The organism is Uliginosibacterium flavum (assembly GCF_040566545.1).
GTDB lineage: Bacteria > Pseudomonadota > Gammaproteobacteria > Burkholderiales > Rhodocyclaceae > Uliginosibacterium > Uliginosibacterium flavum.
This window is the reverse complement of sequence record NZ_JBEWZI010000024.1, coordinates 13,419-35,538: the sequence shown is the minus strand read 5'-3', so window position 1 is coordinate 35,538 and position 22,120 is coordinate 13,419. Positions and strand designations below refer to the sequence as shown.

Genomic DNA, 22,120 nt, shown 5'->3' with positions numbered 1-22,120 from the left:
TTGGCTGCGTGTGTACAATGGGCACGATTCTACCTCTCTGAGCGAGCCATCATGTCTGCCCGCCCGACTTCCTCCGATAGTGTGCTGGGTAATCTGCGCCGCAGTATTGCCGTTCAGGCCGCGCGCCTGATCGCCGAAGAGGGGATTGATGACTTTGCCTTCGCCAAGCGCAAAGCGGCGCGCCAGCTCGGTGTGCCGGAGCGGGATCTGCCGACGAACGCCGAGGTGGAGGAGGAGTTGGCCACGTGGCGGCGCCTGTACCGCGATGAGGATGATGACGAGCGCCTGACCCAGATGCGCGCCGCGGCGCTTGGGGTGATGCGCCAGTTCGCTTCGTTTCGTCCGTATGTGACAGGCGCTGTGGTCGATGGTTTGGGCGACGCATTCTCCGAGCTGGAGCTGGAGATTTATGCCGACAGTGCCAAGGATGTGGAAATCTTCCTGCTCGGTCTGGCGCTGGATTACGAGCACAGCGAGGTCCGGCGAACAGGGCACGATGCGCCGGAGGCCATTCTGGTTTTCGATTGGGGCGAGGTGCCGGTGAAGCTGACGATTTACAGCCACTTGGCCGAGCGCAGCCCGCACCGCTCGCATGCCGGTACGGTGCAGGAACGTATGCGTCTTGAGGCCTTCGAGGCCATGCTGGGCAACACCGCCGATGCGCCTGAATAGAAGAAGTCTGGCGGGTCTGCTGCTGGCATGCGTGCTCGGGCTGGGAATTGGCTGGCTGGCGCGCAAGTGGGCGCCGCCACCTGCTATACGCCCGGTTCCGGTCAGTGCCGCCGGTGCGGTGCAAGACTTGCTCAAACTCGAATTGCCGGACCTGGCGGGCCGGCCACAGGCGCTAGCCCAGTGGCGCGGACGGCCTTTGCTGATCAACTTCTGGGCCAGCTGGTGCGGCCCCTGTCTCGAAGAAATGCCCTTGCTCGATGAAGTCGCCAGGCAAGAGGGGCTGAGCGGGGTGCAGGTGCTGGGTATCGCCCGCGATAGTGCCGCCAACGTCAGCGCCTACGCGCGGGCACATCCGACATCCTATCCGCTGCTGATTGCCACTGAGCCGGTTGTGGATTTGTTTGCCGCGCTGGGCAATCCGGCGCAGGGCCTGCCGTTTTCGCTGCTGGTGGCGGCGAACGGAGAGGTGTTAAGCCTGCGTCTGGGCGCCTTTCAGGATGCCGAATTGCGTGGTTTGCTCGCCACACATTCTGTGGCGAATGGAAGCAAGATGAGGTGAATAATGGACAACGTGCAGCGAATTGCGGCAAACTCCGCCCCATGAAGAAAACCGCGACGAAGAAAACGAAACCGGTAGACGAGGCCGCCAGCGCCGAATCAGCGCCGCCTCGTGCGCGCATTCTGGTGTTGCAGGGGCCGAATCTGAACATGCTGGGGGTGCGTGAACCCGGCGTGTATGGGCGCACAACGCTCGCCGACATTCATTGCGCGATGGAAGATCGGGCGCGGGCCAGTGGCGCGCAACTCGAATCCTTCCAGAGCAATCATGAAGGCGAATTGATCGACCGGATCCAGGCCGCTTACACCGAGGGCGTGGATTTCATCATCATCAATCCGGCAGGCTTCGGCCATACCAGTATCGCTCTGCGCGATGCTCTGGCTGCCGTGGCGATTCCTTTCGTCGAAGTGCACATTTCCAACGTGCACGCCCGTGAGCCCTTCCGTCATCAGACCTATCTGTCGGCAATTGCCGTCGGGGTGGTGTGTGGCTTGGGCCAGATGTGTATAAGAGACAGGTCCGGCATCGCCGAACTGGAAGTGACCGAGGGCGAAGAAAAAGTGCGCATCGTCAAGCATTCCACCGTTGCGCCCATGAGCTACATGACCCAGATGCCGGCCCCCGCGCCCGTCGCTGCGGCGGTTGCGCCCGTACTGGCGGCCCCTGAGGCCAATGCCCAGCCGGAAGGCCATGTCGTCAAGTCGCCAATGGTCGGTACTTTCTACCGTTCCGCTTCGCCCGGCTCCAAGCCTTTCGTCGAGTTGGGTCAGTCGGTCGCCGTCGGCGAGCATCTGTGCCTGATCGAAGCCATGAAGCTGATGAACGAAATCGAATCCGACGCGACTGGTGTGGTCAAGGCCATCCTGGTCGAAAATGGTCAGCCGGTTGAATTCGGCCAGCCGCTGTTCATTATTGGCTAAAGGGAGGAAGAGTGCTGAGTGCCGAGTTCTGAGTTCCGAGTTGATATTTCCGGTCAGCAAAGCTGACCGCGAGCTTCACTCAGCACTCAGCACTCAGCACTCAGCACTCGCATAAACATGTTCGACAAGATCCTGATTGCAAACCGCGGCGAGATTGCGCTGCGCGTGCTGCGTGCCTGTCGCGAGATGGGTATCCGCACCGTGGCGGTGTATTCCGAAGCGGATAGAGAAGCCAAATACGTCAAGCTGGCCGATGAGTCGGTGTGTATCGGCCCGGCGGCTTCGGCCCAGTCCTACCTGAATGTACCGCGCATCATTGCCGCGGCCGAAGTGACCGATGCCGAGGCGATTCACCCCGGCTACGGTTTCCTTTCGGAAAACGCCGATTTCGCCGAGCGCGTCGAATCCTCTGGCTTCGTCTTCATCGGCCCGCGCGCCGAAACCATCCGTTTGATGGGTGACAAGGTGTCGGCCAAGCAGACCATGATTGCTGCCGGCGTGCCGTGTGTGCCGGGTTCGGGCGGCGCTCTGCCCGAAGATCCGAAGGAAATCGTCAAGATCGCCCGCGCGGTAGGCTATCCCGTGATCATCAAGGCGGCGGGTGGTGGCGGCGGGCGTGGCATGCGCGTGGTACACACGGAAGGTGCGCTGCTCTCTTCCGTGACCACGACGCGGACCGAAGCCGGTGCAGCTTTCGGCAATCCAACGGTGTACATGGAGAAGTACCTCGAAAATCCGCGTCACATCGAGATCCAGATCCTCGCTGACCAGCATGGCAATGCCATCTATCTGGGCGAGCGTGACTGCTCCATGCAGCGTCGTCACCAGAAGGTGCTGGAAGAAGCGCCGGCGCCGGGCATTGATCGCAAGATCATCGCCAAGGTGGGGGAGGCCTGCGTGGCCGCCTGCAAGCGCATGAATTACCGCGGTGCCGGCACTTTCGAATTCCTGTATGAAAACGGCGAATTCTTCTTCATCGAGATGAACACCCGCGTGCAGGTCGAGCACCCTGTCACCGAGCTGATCACGGGCGTGGATATCGTGCAGGAACAGATTCGCGTGGCGGCCGGCGAAAAGCTGCGCTACACGCAGAAGGAAATCCACGTTCGGGGTCACTCCATCGAGTGCCGCATCAATGCGGAAGATCCTTTCAAGTTCACCCCTTCGCCGGGCAAGATCATTCAGTGGCACACCCCGGGTGGCCCTGGCATTCGCGTCGATTCGCACGTGTATGCCGGCTACACGATTCCGCCGCACTACGATTCGATGATCGGCAAGGTGATTGCCTATGGTGACACGCGTGAACAGGCGATCCGTCGTCTGCGCATCGCGCTGTCCGAGATGGTGGTTGATGGCATCAAGACCAACATCCCGCTGCATCAGGAATTGCTGACGGATACGCACTTCTTGCAGGGCGGCACGAGCATTCATTATCTCGAAAAGAAACTGGCTGGAAATAACTGATCCTCATGTGGCATTCCGTTTCCCTCAAGGCTGCAGCAGAACAGGCTGAAGCACTTTCCGACGCCTTGATGGAGGCGGGCGCATTGTCCGTCAGCATCGAGGATGCCGATGCCGGCACCGAGCAGGAAAAGCCGCAATTTGGCGAACCCGGCAGCATCAATGAACGCCTGTGGGATCACAGCGTGGTGATCGCCCTGTTCGATGCGTCTGCCAACATTCCGGCGGCGCTGGCACAGGCCGCTGATGTGGCGGGGCTGGATGATGTGCCGCCGTTCTCGATCGAGGAAATCGCCGAGCAGAACTGGGTGCAGCTGACCCAGTCGCAATTCGATCCGATCCAGATCAACGAACGCTTGTGGATCGTCCCGTCCTGGCATGCTTCGCCCGATCCGACCGCGATCAACATCGAGATGGATCCCGGCATGGCTTTCGGCACCGGTTCGCATTCGACCACGCGTCTGTGTCTGCAGTGGTTGTGCTCCGCTGTTACGCCGGGCGACAGCGTGCTCGATTACGGCTGTGGCTCCGGCATTCTCGGTATCGCGGCAGCCAAACTCGGCGCCAGCACGGTGTTCGGTTGTGACATTGATCAGGCCGCTGTCGACGCCAGTCGGGCCAATGCCGAACGCAACGCCGTGAGCAATGCCGCGTGGCAGAATAGCGGCATACACGTTCAAGGGCAGTACGATATCGTGGTGGCCAACATCCTCACCAATCCGTTGTGCATCCTCGCGCCGAATCTGGTTTCGCATGTGAAGCCGGGCGGCCGCCTAGCCCTCTCCGGCGTGCTCGCGCCGCAGGCCGAGCAGGTGATTGCTGCCTATGCGCCCTACATCGCGCTGCAAGTGGGCGATGAACACGAAGGCTGGATTCGCCTGGAGGGCTGCAAGGCATGCTGACCACGCGCTGCCCGCATTGCAACACGGTGTTCAGGATTCGTCCTGAGCAACTCAGTGTGCGCGGCGGGCGAGTGCGTTGTGGTCATTGTCAGCAAGCCTTTTCGGCCCTGTCGCATCTGGAGGAAATGGACGATGACGATATCGCCCTGAGCCCCCGGCCGGCGCCGACGCCCCGTCCAGCAGCGCCCGTGCCTGCTCCAGCCCCGGCTGCCGCACCAACACCAGTTCCGGTGGCTGCGCCTGTGCGCCCCCCGGCGCCCGCTCCGACTCCGAAGCCTGCCGCCCCCGCGCCGGTAGCAAGGCCTGCACCCGCACAGCCTGCCGCGCCGACGCCGGCCTACCCGCCCAAAGAGCCGACGATCGTCATCGCGCCACCGCGTCCCGCTGCGCCGCCCGCTCGTCCGGCGGCACCGACTCCGGTCGTGGTTCCGCCTGCAACCATTATTGCCCAGGCCCCGATTCCCCTTCACTCGCCCTGGGGGCCGCTGAGCGCCGATAAAGACCAAGGCTTCCCCTCGCTGGATCAGGCCAGTGAACCGGCCGTCGAACACGCACCCCTGTTCAAAACGGAACGCCTGCGTCCGGCGCCGGATGTGCTGCTGGATTCTGAAGCGCCGGTCTTCATCAGCAGGCCGGAACGCCCCCTGCCGGGCGCCTTCGCGGCCCGTTCGCCTGAGGCTGAAGTTCCTGCGGTGGGCGATGATTTTTCAATGAATATCGTCCTCGACAGTAGCAAGCTGCCGGCTAACACCCCGGCTGGCGAGGATATGGATTTCGACTTTTCCGGTCTGGGTGACGAACCGGAGACGCCCCCTGTTCCGGAGCCTGCGTCCTCGGTGCCGCACCAGTCGGCGCTCGGCAAGGCGCTGGGCGTGCCCGCCTATGACCCCTCGCAGGAACTGGATTTTGGTCAGACCGTGATGCTCGAAGAGCCGATCGATCTGGTTGCCATGCCGAATTCCGACAACGGTCCGGACTCCCTGTTTTTCGAACGCGAGCGTCAGCAGACCTCGCCCCGCGGACGTGTCGAAGACCGCCGCAAATCCGGCCATGCCTGGAAATGGGCTGCGGGTGTCGCGGGCCTCGTGTTGCTGGCCGTGCTGCAGTTGAGCTTCGTGTTTCGCGTCGAGCTGGCGCAGGCCGTCCCCGAACTGCGCCCCGATCTGGAATGGGCCTGCGCCTGGCTGGGCTGCCGCGTGCCTTATCCGCAGGATGCCGAGCAGATCGCCCTGGAAGGCCACAGCTTCAATCCCGAACTTGGCGCCGAAGGTAAATTCCGTCTGGTCGTGACCCTGCTCAACAAGGCCCCGCACCAGCAAGCCTGGCCGCACCTGGAACTGACCGTCACCGACCGCTTCGACATCGCCGTCGCGCGCCGCGTTTTCGCACCCGCCGATTGGCTGCCCGCGGCCAATGCCAGCCAGCCAGCCTTCGACGGCCACTCCGAAATTACCGCCAACCTGCAGCTGGCCATCAGTAATCTGCAGGCGGCGGGCTACCGCCTCTACGTCTTCTACCCCTGAAAGGCGCGCATAAATCTACTGCGCGGGGCAATCTCGAAACTCCGGTGCTCAACGTACTCACGTACGCCTCCGCGCCTCGTTTCGACCTTGCTCCCGCTCGCTACGATTTCTGCCCGCCTTTCGCCGCATCCAGTGTTGAAACAGCAAGGCCTTCAAGAGCCGCTTGTAGTGGGCTTCTTCAGCATGGATGCTTGTACAGCCAGGCCCAGCGAGGTTCTCGAGTATGGCTTTGTGGAGATTCCCGCTGCTCGCGGCTTTTCATGGGTCAGAGGAATTTAAGTGCCGTGCAAACATTGCATTCAAGCGGGCTTCAGGCATGTAAGTCCTCGCCGAATTAGGCAGCAGTTTGCCGAATTAGGGCGTAAGTTTGCCCTCCAAACTTATAGTTGAAGCATTTCCCTTTTGCACCGACAAGATGAGCGATTTCGACGACTTGCCATATAAGATTCACACCGGACGCGAGCTGGAGCTCATGCTTAGCGGTTTGAAGCCGTTTGCCTGTTTTGTCGACGAATATCCGTCGGAGCCGTGCGAGGAAATCATCCCCGAGGAAGCGTTCCAAGAGCATGTACAAAGCGGAAAGTTCGAGAAGCGGGAATACGTAGAAATGCTTGCTGGTGCACCGCCTGCAAGTCGAACGGATCTAAAGGGGGTCCGGCGTGTTTTTTACTCGTTGCCTGGCGAGGGTTGGCGAATCGACGCGTATATCGACATGAAGGCGCGAGCCGGGCTCTCGGGGTGGAGCGAAGAACTTGAGCGACTCGAAGGACGGTTGTTGGGGTATGAGGAATGGCAAACCGACGCGTGGATTGAAATGTTGCTTGCTAGGCCACAATCGAAAAACTTCCCATGGCTGGTCAGGTTGGCCGCAAAGCGCGGGCTGCAAAATGCCTAACGGTCGCTCGAGCTGACGTCCCTCGGCAAGCCTCGATCCGCAGCTCAGCTTCAATGTTAAAAAGCCCGCTTTTCAAAAGCCTCATCGTCGGCTCAGGTCGATATTCGACGCTCACCGTGATCACATCTACCAGCAAGGTGATCAGGTTTTTGAGCAGATGCCTGTAGAGCCGCATCCAGCGGTCTTCTTCAGCAGGCCACGCTGCTCAGGCACGCTGCGCGCGGCTCTTCAGCCTATCGCTGTAATAGTTTTCCTTGTCACGTCGCGCAGCTATCATTACGCCGCCCTGCCGCACGCATTCCATAACAGCGGCATTTATCCCCAATCTGGAGAATTACATGAGCACAGTTACCCTGGGTGGCAACCCGGTTGAAGTCGCCGGTTCCTTCCCGCAAGTGGGCGCTACGGCGGCCGATTTCAGTCTGGTGGCGGCCGATTTGTCGACGGCTACGCTGGCGAGCTTTGCCGGTCAGCGCAAGGTGCTGAATATTGTGCCGAGTCTGGATACCGGCACCTGCGCTACGTCGACGCGCAAGTTCAACGAGAAGGCTGCTGGCCTTACCAACACGGTGGTGCTGGTGATTTCAGCCGATCTGCCGTTTGCAGCCAAGCGTTTCTGTGAAGTGGAAGGCATTGCGAACGTGAAGACGCTGTCGACCTTCCGCGACACGAGTTTCATGAACGCCTATGGCGTGGCCCTGGCCAGCGGCCCGCTCGCCGGCCTGACCGCCCGCGCGGTGGTGGTGCTGGATGCCGACAACAAGGTGCTGCATTCCGAGCTGGTCGCTGAAATTAAGGACGAGCCGAATTACGACGCGGCTTTGGCTGTGCTGTAAGCAGGCTTTACTTGAATGAAAAACGGCCGCTGGTGCGGTCGTTTTGTTTTTGGGGTTGTAGGGTGGGTTCGGAGCGCAGCGACAACCCACCGGCTTTTCCGCAGCACCCGGCGAGCATTTTCTTGTCGACTTGCGGTGGATTCGTGCAGCAATCCACCACGCTTGGTCATTTGCCCATGGTGGGTTGTTGCTGCGCTCCGAACCCACCCTACCCCCCGTCAAGCCGTTCCGCACAAGCCGCCTGCACCACTTCCAGCGTGATGCCCTGCATGCAGCGTGCTTCGGCGCATTGATTTGCGGCCGGGCCAAAACTACGGGAGCAGCGCTGAATCCAGGCGGCCTGGCGGCGGAAGGTGTTGGTCTGGTTGCGGCAGGCGATATCGATACTCAGCGCCGTGAATGGGCTGTCACGCCAGTATTCGCCGGCGCCGCTGATCAGGCTGGAGCCCGGCCCGAACAGGGCGACGGTGGGCACGCCGGCGATGCGCGCCAGATGGGTGACGCCGGTGTCGGGACAAACCATCAGGCGTGCCTTGGCCAGCAGTTGCGCGAGTTGCGGCAGATCGAGCTGGCCGCCGAAGCTGCGGTAGCGCCCTTGCGGATCGGCCTGGCGCACCAACTCCAGTTCTTTGGCGCCTGCACTCCACACCGGGGTGATGCCTTGCGCGACAAGCCAGTCGGCCAGCGCCAGCCAGCGTTCCGCCGGCCAGTATTTGAGCGGGGTGGAGGCGCCCAGATGGAGCACGGCGTAAGGCTCAACGGGCGCGTCAAAGGGCGCAGCGGCCGGCAGGGGCCAGTCTGCCGTCCTGTAAGGCGCGGGCGCCGGGCCGTCGATCAGTTCCGCGCAGAAATCGCCGAATGCCGCCGGGCTTTGCGGGAAGGGGCGCGCTTCGTCGACGAGCCAGTTTTTCCAGGCCGGTTTGTCGTCGGCAAAGGCGATGACCCACTTGGCGCCGAGTGCGCGAGCCAGCGGGCTGTGGCGGTTTTCGGCGGGAATGATGACCAGATCGAAGGGGGCGGCAGCCTGCAGGCTGGCGATTTCGCCAAGGCGCGGGTTCCAGATGAGGGTCTGAATACCGAAGGGACGGTTTGCGTACAGCGGGGCGAAGGCCGGGGCGCAGGCCAGGTAGCGCTCGGCCTGCGGATAGCGCGCTGCCAGCTTGGCCAGCAGCGGCGTGAGCATCAGGGTGTCGCCCAGCAGCAGGTGATGCAGGACGAGGATGCGCTGCGGCTGGGCAGGCCGACTGCGCCGCCAGTTGCGTGGGGCCAGCAACTGACGGGCGAGGCCGCGCAGGATGAACAGGCGCGTGCCCAGCCGACTCATGCGCAGCGCTGGAAGACCGCTTCCATGCGGGTGAGCATGCGTTCGATGCCACAGTTTTCCAGGGCAAAGGCGCGTGCGGCGGTGCCGATTTTTTCGGCTTCCTTCGGATTGTCGAGCAGACGGCGGATGGTTTCAGCCAGCGCCTTGCTGTCCTTGGGCGGCACCAGCACGCCGGTGAGGCCGGGCTTGATGACGTCGGCCGAACTGCCGATGGGTGTGGTGATCACCGGCAGGCCGACGGCCATGGCCTGCATGACGGCTTGCGAGACGCCTTCATTGGCATACGAAGGCAGGGCAAACACATCCAGCGCCTGTAGCCAGGGCGCGACATCGCGCTGCTGACCGGCAAAGCGCACGACGCGGGTCAGGCCCAGTTCCACGACCAGACGGTTGAGCTTGTCGCGCTGCGGGCCGTCACCAACGATAACCAGACGGACACGTGGGTCGTTCAGTTCGCTGATGGCCTTGAGCAGGTACTTGTGACCTTTCCACGAGCGCAGGGTGGCGATGATGCCGATCCAGCTGGCATTGACGTCGAGGCCCAGTTTGACGCGCGCTGCGACCTTGTCGCCCGGTTCGAAGCGTTTGGTGTTGATGCCGGTGAAAACCGACTGGACGCGTTCCGGATTCAGGCCCAGCCCGTCGATCAACTCGTGGCGCAAGCCTTCGCCTGTTGTCACGATGTGGGCGGCGGCCTTGCCGTAGAGCCAGCGGTTGGCGAAGGAATTTTTCACCGGAGCCGAGATGTGGCGCGTGCGTACCACCGGTACGGCCTTGTAGCGCAGGCTCAGGTTGGCCACGGCGACCAGCCAGCTGTCGGTGGAGCTGTGGGTGTTGATGATGTCGATGTCTTCGCGGTTGGCGAGGATCCAGGCGCGCACGGCCTTGAAATTCTCCCAGCGTTTTTCCTTCAGCGGCAAGGCGATGGTCTTGATACCCCAGTCGCGCGCACGCACGAAAATGGTGGCTTCGGCCGGGCACAGCAGTGTGATGCGGTGGCCGCGTTCCATCAGGCCACGGGACTCTTCGAGGATGCGGATTTCCTGCCCGCCCCAGCCGCACGAAGCTTCGGTGTGGACGATGTGCAGCGAGCGGTGTGAAAGCAGCGTGTTGTATTGCGCCATGATGAAGAGAGCCCCGGAACGATTTGTGCCCGATTATAGCTTCGCAGCTGCCGGAAGCAGTTGCCGATAGAGCGCCACTAACTCGGCGGCCATCGCTTCGTTGCTCATGTGCGCAACACTGGCATGTGCAGCCTTGCTGGTTGCGGCACGTTGCTCCGGGTCCTGGCTGGCTGCCAGCAGGCGGCCCAGCGCGGCTGCCATGCCGGCGATGTCCAGCGCATCGACACGCTCGCCGTTCTCGCCTAGACGCACCAACTCGGCCGCGCCGGAGCTGGTCGAGGTCAAAACCGGCAGGCCACTGGCGAGTGCTTCGAGCGCGGCGTTGGGCATCGGATCGTAGAGCGTGGGCAGGGCGAAGACGTCAGCCGCGCCCAGATAAGGAGCCACATCCTTTTTTGGCCCGAGGAAACGTACCTGACTGGCTACGCCCAGCGTGGCCGCCTTGCGGCGCAGGCGGCGGGTCAGCTTGTCCTTGCCGATCACCCACAGCTGGGCGGCCTGCAATTCCGGCTGCGCCAGTGCTTCGAGCAACTGCGGCACGCCCTTGCGTTCGAAGCCGGAGCCGACATAGACGATCACCGGCGTGCACTCGGGCACGTCCAGCTGCTCGCGGATGGTTTCGCGATGCAGCGCGCGCAGGCCCGGGTGGAATTGCTCCAGATCGATGCCGTTGTGAATGACGTGCAGCTTGCTGGCCAGCAGTGGGTAGCGGTGGGCAATGTCTTGGCGCACCATCTCTGAATTGCAGATCACCGCGCGTAGCTTCGGGTCTTGAAACATCTGCGCCTCCATGCGCAGGATGTAACGGTGCCAAGGCGAGATGCCCTGCAGCAGGCGGCGCAGCGGGCCGAGGGTGCGGGCACGCTGCTGCAACCAGCTGGCATGGACGCCATCGCCAGCGCGGAAGATGTCGCAGCCGGGAATGCGTTCGTGGCTCTGCACCAGGTCGAAGACGTGGGCACGGATCAGCGAACGTACGCTGCGCGCGAAGCTCATGTCGCGCAGCAGGCGGCTCAGGTGTGGTGTGGCGGCCAGCAGCACCTTGAGGCCAGGCTGGGCTTCACCTTCCCAGGTGCGGGTAATCAGGGTGACCTGTACCTTGTCGTCGCCAAAGGCCTTGATCGCCCGTTCAACGAAGCGTTCGGCGCCACCGAATGGATTGTAGGCCTGGCGCACGATGGCCAGATGCAGGGGTGATGTTTGGCTCACTTGGGCACTGTCGCTCATGGGGCAAGCATCCGGTCAATTGCGCCCAGCACCTGCTGAACGCCGATGGCATACAGGCATTCTGACACCTTGCCGCCGCCACAGCCATCCTGTCCACAGGGGCGGCAGCTGTGCGTGCTGGTGACGACTTCGCTCTTCACGCCCCACGGCCCCCATTCCTTGTCGCCCGAGGGGCCGAACAGCGCCACGCAGGGGGTGTTGACCGCTGCCGCGATGTGCATCGGGGCGGAGTCCACGCCGACGAACAGTTTGGCGCGGGAGGTCAGTGCGGCGAGTTCGCGCAGATTGAACTGGCCGGCCAGATTGATCACGGGTACGCCCGCTTCGGCGATGATGGCTTCGACCATCTGGCGCTCTCGCTCATCCGGGGCGGCGGTGATCACGATCTGCTCGCCACGTGCGGCGAGTTGTTGCAGCAATTGCGCATTCAGCGATGCCGGCCAGCACTTGAAAAACCAGCGCGAGGCTGGGTGCAGCTGAATGAAGCGGCCGGCTTGCAAGTCATGTTGGGCGAGGATTGCATCGACCCTGGCGTGGGCCTCGGCGCCCGGGCGCATCTGCAGGGCGCGCGATTCCGGGCTTGGCTGGATGCCCAGACGGCGCAGTGCGTCCAGATGCGTGTCGACGGTGTGGCGCCGCCCGCCGCCGACCGTGCGATAAATGTGGGTGAAGGATTTTTTCCACCATTTTTCGCCTTTGGCGCGTGCCGGGGCGACCGACCAGCGTGGCCGCAGCAAGCGGGTCAACCAGGCGCCACGCGGATGGTCGGTCAGGTGGATGATCAAGTCATAGCGCCGGCTTCGCAAGGTCTTCAGCAGCGCCCACTCGTGGCGCAACTGTGTCAGCGGGCCGAGTTTTTTCCAGTCGCGACCAATGCTGTGCAACTGGCTCAGGGCCGGATGATCGGTGAGCATCGCGGCCGTGTCGGCAAAGATCAGGGCGTCGATTTCACATTCTGGCGCGGCCACTTTCAGGCTGGACAAGACCGGGCCGCTGAGCAGCACGTCGCCGTGATGGCGCAGCTTGATGACCAGAGCACGACGCACTTGTGCTGGCTCTATCGCGTCAGGCAAATAGCGGGCGGGCAGAGGGGGATTCTTCATGCGCGCATTGTAACGGCCTATGCGCGCCCGTGAAGCGCCCGGGCATGTTGCGTTGCGCGCGACGAGGCGGGCGGAAGCTGCTACGCTCACACAAAAGAGGGCGTCATCAGTCGTGTGAAACGAGCCCCGAACGGTCTAACGGAGAAGACAAAATGGCTCATCTTGAATGGCAAGACACTCTGCATGCCCTGCAGGCAGGCCCGATGGACGCGGCGCATCAGGAATTCGTGACGCTCACCAACACGCTGGCCGACGCGCCGGATGAGGAGGAGCTGGCCTGTCTGACCCAAGTGTTTGTGCACTGCAAAGAGCACTTTGCGCAGGAGGAGTTGTGGATGCAGGCCAGCCACATGCCCTCGATTGAAAATCACATGCGTGATCACGAAGGTGTGCTGACCCTGCTGGAAAGCGCGGCCGCCGATCTGCGTGCCGGCCAGCATGGCGCAGGGCGCGAGCTGGCCGAATCGCTGGCGGCCTGGTTTGGTCGCCATGTGGCAACGATGGATGCCGGATTGGCTTTCCATATGCAGCAGGCGACGCGCTCGGCCAAGCCCGGGATTCCTGCCGTCGGCTGAATTACCAGGGTGCGTGGATGATCTGTAACTGGCCATACGCAAAGCCAAGCTGCATCCACGCCTCGGGCGGCATGCCCTGAAGATGCCCGGCCAGCGCCCTTAAGGGGCCGGCATGCCCTACGATGACCAGTGGGAGCGGCTTTTCAGCCAGTGCCTCGTTTAAAACCGCAACTGCTCGCGTCGCCATCTGGCGCACGCTCTCGCCGCCGTGCGCGCGAAAATCCAGTGGATCGGCGGCCCAGGCATCGATCTGGCGGCGCTCAATCGCGTCGAAGTTTTGCATTTCCCAGTGTCCGAAGTCGATCTCCATCAGGCGTGGATCGAGCTTCGGCGTACCCAGCGCCTCGGCCAGCAAACGGCAGCGCAATAGCGGGCTGGAGAGCAGCGCAAAGCACTCCGGCAGTTGCGCGCGCAGGCTTGCCGCCAGGGCGTCGACGGGCTCGCGCAGCACCACATCGCTCTGACCGTAACAGGTGCCGGGCGGCACCGCGACGGCGGGGTGGCGAATCAGGTAGATCGTGTTCATGCGGCCCAGCTTGCGCACAGCACGAGATATCCCGTCAGCTCGCATACCTGCTGCGCCGCGCCCAGTGCATCACCCGTGTAGCCGCCGATGCGTTGCCGGAAATAGCGCGCGCAGATCAGCCCGGCGGCGACCAGCACCAGCAGCAGCGCCAGTGCGCGCAGCGGCGCGAGCAGGCCCAGCGCCACGGCCGCGGCCAGTGGCAACAGGCCGAGCAGGCTGCCGGTGAGCCAGTCTGCGAGCCCCAGCCCTTCGGCGACCGGTTTGGCGCGGCTGCTGTCGTCTTCACGCACGTAGCGCATGAATGCCATGATCAGCAGCGGCGGTACGCGTGAGGCCGCGTGCACCAGCGGCAGGGCTACCAGCGCCTGCCCGCCCAGGGACTGCAGGGTCGCAAACTTGAGCAGCAAGGCCACACCCAGCGCGATGGCGCCGTAAGTGCCGATGCGCGAATCCTTCATGATCGTCAGCACCTTGGTGGTCTCCCAGCCGCCGCCGAAACCATCCGCCGAATCAGCCAGCCCGTCCTCGTGAAAGGCGCCTGTCAGCAGCAGGCTCGCCAGCATCGACAGCAACACGGCCACCGGCACCGACCAGAACTGCAGCGCGGCCCACAACACGAGCGCGCTACAGGCACCGACGAGCAGCCCTGCCAGTGGGAAGTAGCGCGTGGCGCGGTTCAGTTCGGCCGAAGACCAGCCGACCGAGGCGGGGATCGGCAGGCGGGTGAAGTAGCCCAGGGCGATGAGGAAGCGGCGAAGTTCGGTCATAGAGTTCGGTCATAGGAATCGGGAACTGGGGAATGGGGACTCGGAACTGGGAACGGCGGCGCGGGGGACTGTTTTCCCAGTCCCCATTACCCAGTTCCTAGTCCCCGCTTTTCGCTTCACTCACGCCCGCATCTTCAAACCCCGCCATCTCGTTCACGCAGGCCAGGGCCGCGCGGATCAGCGGGAAGGCGCAGGCTGCACCTGTGCCTTCGCCCAGACGCATGCCCAGTTGCAGCAACGGTTCGGCACCCAGGTGGTTGAGCTGGGCGACGTGCCCTGGCTCGGCACTGCCATGGGCGAACACGCAGTAATCCAGCACGGCCGGGTTGATGGCGTGGGCCACCAGCAGCGCGCTGGTCACGATGAAACCATCCACCATGATCAGCATGCGGCACTCGGCTGCCGCGAGGAAGGCGCCGACCATGGTGGCGACTTCGAAACCGCCGAATTCGGCGAGCGCATCAAGGGCGGATAGTTTCTGTCCTAGCACGCGCGTGACCGCCTGGGCCAGCAGGCCGCGCTTGCGCGCCAGGCCCGCGTCATCCAGTCCGGCGCCACGGCCGATCACCGCGTCCAGATCCGCGCCGGTGATGAAGTGGGTCAGCAGGCTGGCGGTGGAGGTGTTGCCGATGCCCATCTCGCCGAAGCCGATGGCATTGCAGCCCGCCGCGTGCCAGCTGCGTACCAGCGCAGCACCCTGACCGATGGCTGCGTCGCGCTGCGTCACGCTCATCGCGGCCTGCTCCAGATAGTTGGCGGTGCCTGCCCCGAGCCGGGCGATGACATATTCCACGCCAGGCCGGCTGCTGCCAGGCACTTCGCTGGCGACGCCACAATCCACCACCGCCAGATCCAGCCCGGCCTGGCGCGCCAGCACATTGATGGCCGCCCCCCCGGCGAGGAAGTTCATCACCATCTGCGCGGTGACTTCCTGCGGATAGGCGCCGACACCGGCTTTGGCCGCACCGTGATCGCCCGCGAACACCGCCATGCGCGGCGCGCTCAGCTGCGGCGTGATGCTGTGCTGGATCAGGCCGACCTGCAGGGCGATGGCTTCGAGCTTGCCGAGGCTGCCCAGCGGTTTGGTGCGCGTATTGATGCGCTGCTGGAGCGCGGGTTCGAGTTCGCGCGAGAGGGGCTGGATGTTGAAGGCATGATTCATTTGAGGCTTTCAGGCTGAGTTGAAATCGGGTCGAGATCCGGCAGATTCGCGTGTAGCCAGAAGATGTCCGGTGCGGCGTGCAGGGCGGCGATCACCTCGGGCAGCGGCGCGGCGAAAATTTGCGGGAAGTCGTATTCGGCGGCTTCCTTGATCGGGAAGGCCAGTTGTTCGATGGGCGGCGAGAAGGCTGCATTCACGCCCGGCTTGTTGCCGCGTGCGTCACAGCGATACCAGCCGAAGCCAGGCAGGCGCACGGCATTCAGTCCGTGCAGACAATACGGTGCGCCGCTGTCGCCGACCGACAGGCGCTGGTAACAGAGGCCCGTCGCAATGCCATTGGCACGCAACAGCGCGGCAAGCAGATGGCTCTTGGCGTAACAGTAGCCGAAGCCCGTCAGCAACACGTCCGATGCCGTCAGCGTGACCGGCCCGCGTTTCGCATCCCCGCTGTGGGCAATCTCGTCGCGCACGAATTCGAAGCTGGCCCGAGCCAAGGCGAGCGGCTCGGCTTGGGCGGCACGCAGCTCGACCGCTTTGGCCTGAATCGCCGGATGTTCGAAATCGATGATGTCGCAGGGCGCGAGATAAGCCTCGGGTGCGGCGAGGGGCTGCAGCTTCATGCTCCGCCTTTCAGGCGCAGCGGCAGTCCCGCTGCCACCAGCGTGACCTCATCGCACAGCGCCGCCACGCGCTGATTCAGCCGTCCCTGTTCGTCGCGAAACAGGCGCGCGAGTTTGTTCTCGGGTACGATGCTCCAGCCCACCTCGTTGGAGACCAGCACCAGCTGGCCCTGTGCAGCCATGATGGCTGAAGACAGCCGCTGCACGCGGCTCTCCAGCGTGTCCGGTTGCGTGCACAGGATGTTCGACAGCCACAGAGTGAGGCAATCCACGAGCACGAACGTAGGGTGCGCATTGCGCACCGGATTGCCGTGTGCATCGGCCGGATCGGTGCGCATTGCGCACCCTACGCTCAAGCGTTCGATGGCTTCGGGCAAATCGACTGGCGCTTCGGTGACATGCCAATGGCTGGGCCGCTCGGCGCGGTGTTTGGCGACGCGCTCGCGCATCTCCTCGTCAAGGATCTCGGCGGTGACGATCAGCTGCACGTCTCCTGTGTGCGCTTCGGCCAGAGCCTGCGCAAAACTGCTCTTGCCGGAGCGCGCGCCTCCGAGGATGAGGTGGGCGCTCATGATTGCGTTACTTCCATGTGAACCATTCTTCCGGTCGTTTTGGATTGGCAATGACAGGGGGCGAAACCTCGTCCCCCACTTTGATAACGACGAGTTTTGAGGAGGTCCGCTGCGAGAAGTCAGAATTCTCGTAGCCAGCATCGGCCTGGACTCGGCTTACGCCAAATTTCGCCATGTCGGCCGGGCTCATCGTGTAGAAATCTTCGGCCTGATACGGAGGGATTCTTCCTATCCAGGCAATGAAACTGTTGACGCCGATCTTCTTGTAAAAGTCTTCCTCTTTGCTTCTCTGGTCGATCATGGCGTTAATGATCTTATCGACGAAAGCTTTCTTTTCTGCATCAGGAATTTCAAAGTGTTCCAGCGGTTTGTCGACGGGCGCGGGGACTTCTCTGGTTTGAATAACATGAACCGCATGAGCGAAGCCACGGCCGTGCCACGCAACCAAAGCATCTTTGGGGATCACTTTTGCTCTACCTGCCGGGAAGATGTAGTTGGCGCAGGCGGACATGCAGTGGTCTTTCACTTCAACATCAAGATGGCGCTGAAAGACCAGATCGCCGATGTCGATGCCTGCTTCCGCATCGCCACCACGGGATCGAATCATCAGCTTCTTGGCTTTAGGTGAGGCTGCAAGTTCTTCCTTGAACTTTGCGACGCTTTCTTTCGTGATAGCGCCATCGAAAACGATCTCGCTGCCGCCCTTGGTGGTTCTGATGAATGGCCCGCAACCGGATAGAACGATGGTCAGCAGCGCCAGAGTGAAAAACTGGCGCATGAACACTCTCTGTTCAAAAGTACATTTGAATTTCATTTCATCCTCCTTGCTTCATCCAGTGCCGCGCACACCGACTGCGCGCCATCCAGAATGCGCGGGCCGTGGCGACTGATCGTATCGCCCGGGATCAGCCATAGCTGCTTGTTCTTCACTGCCGTAAGCGAGCCGAACTTCAGCCAGGCGGCCAGCGAGGCTTCGTCCATCGCCCGCACCGGGCCATCGCCGTGTCCGCCCATGCGCGCGGTGAGAATGACGTCCGGGTTGGCGGCAACCACGCTTTCGGTGGAGAGCTGCGGCACCAGCGCGCTTTCCTTGCCGAACACATTCACACCACCGCACAGGCGGATCACGTCGGAGATGATCTGTTGATCGTTGATCGTCAGCAGCGGCTTCTGGGCGATCTGGTAGAACACGCGCACTGGCGCACGCCCCGCATTTTCCTTCTGCAAGGTGGCGTGGCGAGCCTTGAAGCGTGTAGCCGCGGCACCGGCCACGCGTTCGCTGCCTGTCAGCTGGCCGATGCGTTCCAGCACGTCGGGGATGTCGGCAATGCTGTGCGGCTCCAGATAGAACATCGGGATGTTCAGGGCGCGCAGGCGCTCGATTTCACGCTGGGCGTTGCCGTGAAACCACACCAGCACCAGATCGGGCTTGAGGGTAGCTATGCGCTCCAGATCGAGCTTCTGGTTGCTGCCGATGCGCGGCACTTTGAGCGCCGGCGGCGGGAAGTCGCTGTACTCCACTGCGCCCACCAGCTTGTCGCCACCACCGGCCTCGTAAAGCATTTCGGTGAGGCTGGGCGCCAGCGAGATCACGCGCTGGGCAGGGGCTTTCAGCGTCAGGGTGTGGCCGGCGTCGTCTTTGAGCGTGATGGGGGCGGCCTGGGCGAGGCTTGCCCAAGCGGCGAAAAGAATGACCGTAGGGCGGCTTAGGCCGAAGGCCGTAATCCGCCGATCCATTGATTTCCGGCCGCCTTGCGGCCGCATGCTTACAACCGGTGGGTTACGCGAAAGGCCGCTAACCCACCCTACAAATGCCATCACGCGCTTTACGAACTTCATACCGGGTTCTCCAGATCAACGCGAAACCAGCGCGCATCATTATCTTCGCGCAGGCTCACCGGCACACCGTAGGCGGCGCTCAGTTGTTCGGCGGTCAGCACGTCCTCGCGCAGGCCGTACGCCGCGCCACCTTTGCCATCGAGCAGTAGCGCGTGGGTCGCGAGCGTCCAGGCCAGATTCAGGTCATGCACGGCGGCCAGCACCGTGCCGCCCTTCGCTGCCCAGACCTTGAGCCGCGCCTGCAGCAGGGCCTGATGTGACCAGTCCAGATGCGAGCTGGGCTCATCCAGCAGCAACAGCGGCGCGCCCTGCGCGCAGGCCGTGGCCAGCGCCACGCGCTGACGTTCGCCGCCCGAGAGCATGCGCACATCGGTGTCGGCCAGATGGGCGACGTCGAACTCGGTGAGCCAGTGGCGGGCGGTGGCTTCCACTGCACTGGCAGACTGTTCCGGGTGCAGCGCAAACAGCGCGCAAGCCACGGTTTCCCAGGCACTCACCGGGAAGGGGTCGAGCCAGAACTGCGGGCACCAGGCGCGTTGCTTCGCCAGCGCTTCACCCGGCCAGTCGGCCAATGGCTTGCCTTGCAAGAGGATGCTTCCAGCATTGGGCGGCAGGAGCCCGGCCAGCGCGACGAGCAGGGTGGATTTGCCCGCGCCGTTCGGTCCCAGAAGCACCCAGCGCTCGCCGGGGTTCATTGACAGGGAGAGGTCGCCGATCAGCACGCGGCCATCCGGCTTGCCGCCAGCGTGAAGCGCCATATGTTCAAGTCGCAGACTGGTGTTCATGCCCGCCTCCGCAGCAGCAACATCAGGAACAGCGGCACACCCACGCTGGCCGAGATCACGCCCACCGGCAGTTGTGCGGGTGAAATGATCGTGCGCGCCACGGTGTCGGCCAGCACCAGAAACACGCCGCCGAACAGCGCCGAGAAGGGCAGGAGCATTCTGGCGTGGCGCAGACCGGTGAGGCGCACGATGTGCGGCGCGACCAGCCCCACGAAGCCGATGCTGCCGGCGGTGGCCACGGCTGCGCCAGTAGCGAGACAGGCCGCGAAGATCGCGGTGCGGCGGCGCTTGGCGACCGGCACGCCTAGCGTCCACGCCCAGGCGTCACCGCGCGCAATCCAGTCCAGCTCCTGCGCGCGCGGCCAGGCCAGCAGCAGGGCAATGCCCACCGCAGCCCACACCGGCCACCACAGAGAAGCCCCATTCAGATCGCCGAGCAGCCAGAACACGATGTTGCGCAGCTGGAAATCGTTGGCCATCGACAGCATGAAGGACACAAGCGCGCCGCAGGCCGCGCCGATCATCACGCCGACCAGCAGCACGATCACTGTGCCGGGCTGGGCGCTAGGGGCAAGGCCGCGACCCATGCTGCGCCAGGCCAGTGCGAAGACCAATGACATGGCGCCGAGCGCGCCCAACACCGCGCCGATTTCCGGCGCCAGCAGCATGCCGGCCGGGGCGAGCATCAGCATCAGCAGCGCGCCGACCGAGGCGCCGCTGGTCACGCCCAGCACATGCGGATCGCCGAGCGGATTGCGCGTCACCAGCTGGATCAGCGCACCGGCGAGCGCCAGCGCGGCGCCCGTACCGAATGCGGCCAGCACGCGCGGCACGCGGATCAGCCACAGGATCTCCTCACTCGGCCAGCCCCAGCCCGAAGAGCCCGAGAGCAGGCCCAGCAGCAGCGCGGCCGGAACAAAGAGGGCGGCGAGCAGCAGGGCGAGCGTCAGCGGTGGCGGCTTGAGGGTCATACGCGACGTTCCTGAGCGTAGGGCGCAATCGAAGCGCAGCGCATTGCGCCGGTCGTGAGCAAGCGGCCGCAATGCGGCCGGAAATCTGTTGCTCGGTGGGTTGTCGCTTCGCTCCGAACCCACCCTACGAAAATCATCATGCTCGCCCCTCCAGAATCGCCATCAGCTTTTCTGTATCCATGAATTCTTCAATCGTATCCGCCAACCGCTCAATACTGGCGTCACGCAGCGCGGCGATGTCCGGCGACTTTGCCTCTGTCAGACCGGCCCAGGCGAGCAGGGCGTCGCAGGCGGCGGGCGAATCGAAGAGGCCGTGCAGGTAAGTGCCGAGGATCTGATTGTCGTCCGAGATGGCGCCGTCTGGTCCGCCAGAGAGCTGCACGGCGGGGCGCTCCAGCGCCGGGCCGCTCGTCACGCCGGCGTGGATTTCGTAGCCCTGCACGGGAATCTTTGTAGCCGCCGCGGCAGCGGTGCTGGACGCTCCCCTCGCCCCTTGGGGGAGAGGGGTTGGGGGAGAGGGCTTGTCGGAGAGGCACAGCCAGCCTTGCTCATTGCGCAGCTGCTTCGCAGAGGCAAGCGTGGTGCGCATCGCCAGATAGCCTAGCCCAAGCGCCACGCCCGGCGCTCCTTCCAGACCATCGGGGTCGGCGATCTCAGCCCCGAGCATCTGGAAGCCGCCGCAGATGCCGATCAGCTTGCCGCCATAGCGCAGGTGTTTGGCAATCGCTGTGTCCCAGCCTTGCTGGCGCAGAAAGGCGAGATCGGCACGCACGGCCTTGGAGCCGGGCAGCACGATCAGGTCCGCCGCTGGAATGGTTTCGTCCGGCCCGATGAAGCGAAAGTCGATCTGCGGGTGCAGACGCAGGGCGTCGAAGTCGGTGTGGTTGGAAATGCGCGGGGTGACCGGCGTGATGACGCGTAAAAGCGCCCTCTCCCGGCGCTGCGCGCCACCCTCTCCCCCAAGGGGCGAGGGGTTTTGAGCCCCTCTCCCTTCAGGGGAGAGGGGTTGGGGAGAGGGTGCGAGGTCGCGGGAAATCCCATCTTCGGCCTCCAGCTGCAGGCCATGCAGATAGGGCAGCACGCCGAGCACGGGCTTGCCGGTGCGTTTTTCCAGCCAGTCCAGCCCGTTCTGCAGTAACGCGATGTCACCACGAAAGCGGTTGATGACGAAGCCCTTCACGCGCGCCTGCTCGGTTTCGCTGAGCAAATCCAGGGTGCCGACCAGATGCGCAAAGACGCCGCCACGGTCGATGTCGGCGACGATGATTACCGGGCAATCCACGGCCTCGGCGAAGCCCATGTTGGCGATGTCGTTGGCGCGCAGATTGATCTCGGCGGGCGAGCCAGCGCCCTCGACGATCACCGCTTCGTATTGCGCGCACAGGCGGGCGAAGGAGTCGAGCACGGCGGCTTGCGCGGTGGCTTTGTAGGCGTGGTAATCCAGCGCGTCCATGTTGCCAATGGCATGGCCCTGAATGATGACTTGCGCGCCGACGTCGCTATTCGGCTTGAGCAGCACCGGGTTCATGTCGGTGGTCGGTGCGATGCGGCAGGCCATGGCCTGTGCGGCCTGGGCGCGGCCGATCTCGCCGCCATCCGCCGTGACGGCCGAGTTCAGCGCCATGTTCTGTGGCTTGAAGGGCGCGACGCGCATGCCGCGGCGCACCAGCCAGCGGCAGATCGCGGCGACCAGCGTGCTTTTGCCGGCGTCCGAGGTGCAGCCTTGGACCATGATGGTTTTGGCGCTCATGGCATGG

General features: G+C 63.6%; 23 protein-coding genes and 1 pseudogene. 10 read left to right on the top strand and 14 right to left on the bottom strand.

The features are described 5' to 3' along the window. Positions 1–51: 51 nt before the first annotated feature. The 9 genes and pseudogenes from ABXR19_RS17220 (at position 52) to tpx (ending at position 7,768) form a co-directional block, all read left to right on the top strand. Entirely contained in the window at positions 52–672 is a 621-nt protein-coding gene (locus ABXR19_RS17220; protein WP_354602390.1) for a hypothetical protein, read from the top strand. Next, the gene (locus ABXR19_RS17215; protein WP_354602389.1) at positions 659–1,231 is read left to right on the top strand and encodes a TlpA family protein disulfide reductase; all 573 of its coding nucleotides are present in this window, start codon (positions 659–661) and stop codon (positions 1,229–1,231) included. Before ABXR19_RS17220 ends, ABXR19_RS17215 begins: the two co-directional genes overlap by 14 nt. Before the next feature lie 41 nt (positions 1,232–1,272). Next, a pseudogene (gene aroQ, locus ABXR19_RS17210) lies at positions 1,273–1,728 on the top strand (type II 3-dehydroquinate dehydratase); the annotation flags it as partial. 3 nt (positions 1,729–1,731) lie between these two features. Further along, the gene (gene accB / locus ABXR19_RS17205) at positions 1,732–2,151 is read left to right on the top strand and encodes an acetyl-CoA carboxylase biotin carboxyl carrier protein (RefSeq protein ID WP_354602408.1); all 420 of its coding nucleotides are present in this window, start codon (positions 1,732–1,734) and stop codon (positions 2,149–2,151) included. A 117-nt stretch (positions 2,152–2,268) separates the two neighbouring features. Next, the gene (gene accC / locus ABXR19_RS17200) at positions 2,269–3,615 is read left to right on the top strand and encodes an acetyl-CoA carboxylase biotin carboxylase subunit (protein ID WP_354602388.1); all 1,347 of its coding nucleotides are present in this window, start codon (positions 2,269–2,271) and stop codon (positions 3,613–3,615) included. Between the two features lie 5 nt (positions 3,616–3,620). Then, positions 3,621–4,514 (top strand): 50S ribosomal protein L11 methyltransferase, encoded by an 894-nt coding sequence (gene prmA / locus ABXR19_RS17195; RefSeq protein ID WP_354602387.1) that lies wholly within the window; start codon positions 3,621–3,623, stop codon positions 4,512–4,514. After that, the gene (locus ABXR19_RS17190) at positions 4,508–6,037 is read left to right on the top strand and encodes a DUF3426 domain-containing protein (protein ID WP_354602386.1); all 1,530 of its coding nucleotides are present in this window, start codon (positions 4,508–4,510) and stop codon (positions 6,035–6,037) included. Before prmA ends, ABXR19_RS17190 begins: the two co-directional genes overlap by 7 nt. Before the next feature lie 415 nt (positions 6,038–6,452). Further along, positions 6,453–6,932 carry a hypothetical protein gene (locus tag ABXR19_RS17185; protein WP_354602385.1) on the top strand — a complete coding sequence of 160 codons (480 nt, stop codon included), beginning with the start codon at positions 6,453–6,455 and terminating at the stop codon, positions 6,930–6,932. A gap of 338 nt (positions 6,933–7,270) precedes the next feature. After that, entirely contained in the window at positions 7,271–7,768 is a 498-nt protein-coding gene (tpx, locus tag ABXR19_RS17180) for a thiol peroxidase (protein ID WP_354602384.1), read from the top strand. Positions 7,769–7,976: 208 nt separating this feature from the next. On the opposite strand, the gene ABXR19_RS17175 is transcribed toward tpx, so the two are convergent. Genes ABXR19_RS17175 through rfaQ form a run of 4 tightly spaced genes read right to left on the bottom strand, consistent with a single transcriptional unit; the run spans position 7,977 to position 12,546 of the window. Then, positions 7,977–9,092 carry a glycosyltransferase family 9 protein gene (locus ABXR19_RS17175; RefSeq protein ID WP_354602383.1) on the bottom strand — a complete coding sequence of 372 codons (1,116 nt, stop codon included), beginning with the start codon at positions 9,090–9,092 and terminating at the stop codon, positions 7,977–7,979. Beyond that, positions 9,089–10,216, bottom strand: coding sequence for a glycosyltransferase family 4 protein (locus ABXR19_RS17170; protein ID WP_354602382.1), 1,128 nt, complete (start codon positions 10,214–10,216; stop codon positions 9,089–9,091). Before ABXR19_RS17170 ends, ABXR19_RS17175 begins: the two co-directional genes overlap by 4 nt. Before the next feature lie 33 nt (positions 10,217–10,249). Then, positions 10,250–11,443, bottom strand: coding sequence for a glycosyltransferase family 4 protein (locus ABXR19_RS17165; protein WP_354602381.1), 1,194 nt, complete (start codon positions 11,441–11,443; stop codon positions 10,250–10,252). Further along, positions 11,440–12,546, bottom strand: coding sequence for a putative lipopolysaccharide heptosyltransferase III (gene rfaQ / locus ABXR19_RS17160; RefSeq protein WP_354602380.1), 1,107 nt, complete (start codon positions 12,544–12,546; stop codon positions 11,440–11,442). The genes ABXR19_RS17165 and rfaQ overlap by 4 nt, the downstream gene beginning before the upstream one ends. Before the next feature lie 152 nt (positions 12,547–12,698). Here rfaQ and ABXR19_RS17155 point away from each other — a divergent pair, with 152 nt between their 5' ends. Continuing rightward, positions 12,699–13,121, top strand: a complete 423-nt coding sequence (locus tag ABXR19_RS17155) for a hemerythrin domain-containing protein (RefSeq protein WP_354602379.1) — start codon at positions 12,699–12,701, stop codon at positions 13,119–13,121. Position 13,122: 1 nt separating this feature from the next. Here ABXR19_RS17155 and cobC read toward each other — a convergent pair whose 3' ends face one another. From cobC to ABXR19_RS17105, 10 genes are all read right to left on the bottom strand, one after another. Next, a complete protein-coding gene (cobC, locus tag ABXR19_RS17150; protein WP_354602378.1) occupies positions 13,123–13,647 on the bottom strand; it encodes an alpha-ribazole phosphatase family protein in 525 nt (174 codons plus the stop codon). After that, a complete protein-coding gene (locus tag ABXR19_RS17145) occupies positions 13,644–14,414 on the bottom strand; it encodes an adenosylcobinamide-GDP ribazoletransferase (RefSeq protein ID WP_354602377.1) in 771 nt (256 codons plus the stop codon). The genes cobC and ABXR19_RS17145 overlap by 4 nt, the downstream gene beginning before the upstream one ends. A 97-nt stretch (positions 14,415–14,511) precedes the next feature. Further along, positions 14,512–15,576 carry a nicotinate-nucleotide--dimethylbenzimidazole phosphoribosyltransferase gene (gene cobT / locus ABXR19_RS17140; protein WP_354602376.1) on the bottom strand — a complete coding sequence of 355 codons (1,065 nt, stop codon included), beginning with the start codon at positions 15,574–15,576 and terminating at the stop codon, positions 14,512–14,514. Then, the gene (locus ABXR19_RS17135) at positions 15,573–16,196 is read right to left on the bottom strand and encodes a transglutaminase-like domain-containing protein (RefSeq protein ID WP_354602375.1); all 624 of its coding nucleotides are present in this window, start codon (positions 16,194–16,196) and stop codon (positions 15,573–15,575) included. Before ABXR19_RS17135 ends, cobT begins: the two co-directional genes overlap by 4 nt. Beyond that, on the bottom strand, positions 16,193–16,768 hold the full coding sequence (locus tag ABXR19_RS17130; RefSeq protein ID WP_354602374.1) for a bifunctional adenosylcobinamide kinase/adenosylcobinamide-phosphate guanylyltransferase: 576 nt from the start codon (positions 16,766–16,768) through the stop codon (positions 16,193–16,195). The genes ABXR19_RS17135 and ABXR19_RS17130 overlap by 4 nt, the downstream gene beginning before the upstream one ends. A gap of 7 nt (positions 16,769–16,775) precedes the next feature. Further along, positions 16,776–17,582, bottom strand: coding sequence for a hypothetical protein (locus ABXR19_RS17125; RefSeq protein ID WP_354602373.1), 807 nt, complete (start codon positions 17,580–17,582; stop codon positions 16,776–16,778). Then, positions 17,579–18,505, bottom strand: coding sequence for a cobalamin-binding protein (locus tag ABXR19_RS17120; RefSeq protein WP_354602372.1), 927 nt, complete (start codon positions 18,503–18,505; stop codon positions 17,579–17,581). Before ABXR19_RS17120 ends, ABXR19_RS17125 begins: the two co-directional genes overlap by 4 nt. Before the next feature lie 98 nt (positions 18,506–18,603). After that, positions 18,604–19,392: an ABC transporter ATP-binding protein gene (locus ABXR19_RS17115; RefSeq protein WP_354602371.1), complete on the bottom strand. Its 789-nt coding sequence runs from the start codon at positions 19,390–19,392 to the stop codon at positions 18,604–18,606. Beyond that, on the bottom strand, positions 19,389–20,363 hold the full coding sequence (locus tag ABXR19_RS17110; RefSeq protein WP_354602370.1) for a FecCD family ABC transporter permease: 975 nt from the start codon (positions 20,361–20,363) through the stop codon (positions 19,389–19,391). The genes ABXR19_RS17115 and ABXR19_RS17110 overlap by 4 nt, the downstream gene beginning before the upstream one ends. A gap of 136 nt (positions 20,364–20,499) precedes the next feature. Then, positions 20,500–22,113, bottom strand: coding sequence for a cobyric acid synthase (locus ABXR19_RS17105; protein WP_354602369.1), 1,614 nt, complete (start codon positions 22,111–22,113; stop codon positions 20,500–20,502). Positions 22,114–22,120: the final 7 nt, after the last annotated feature.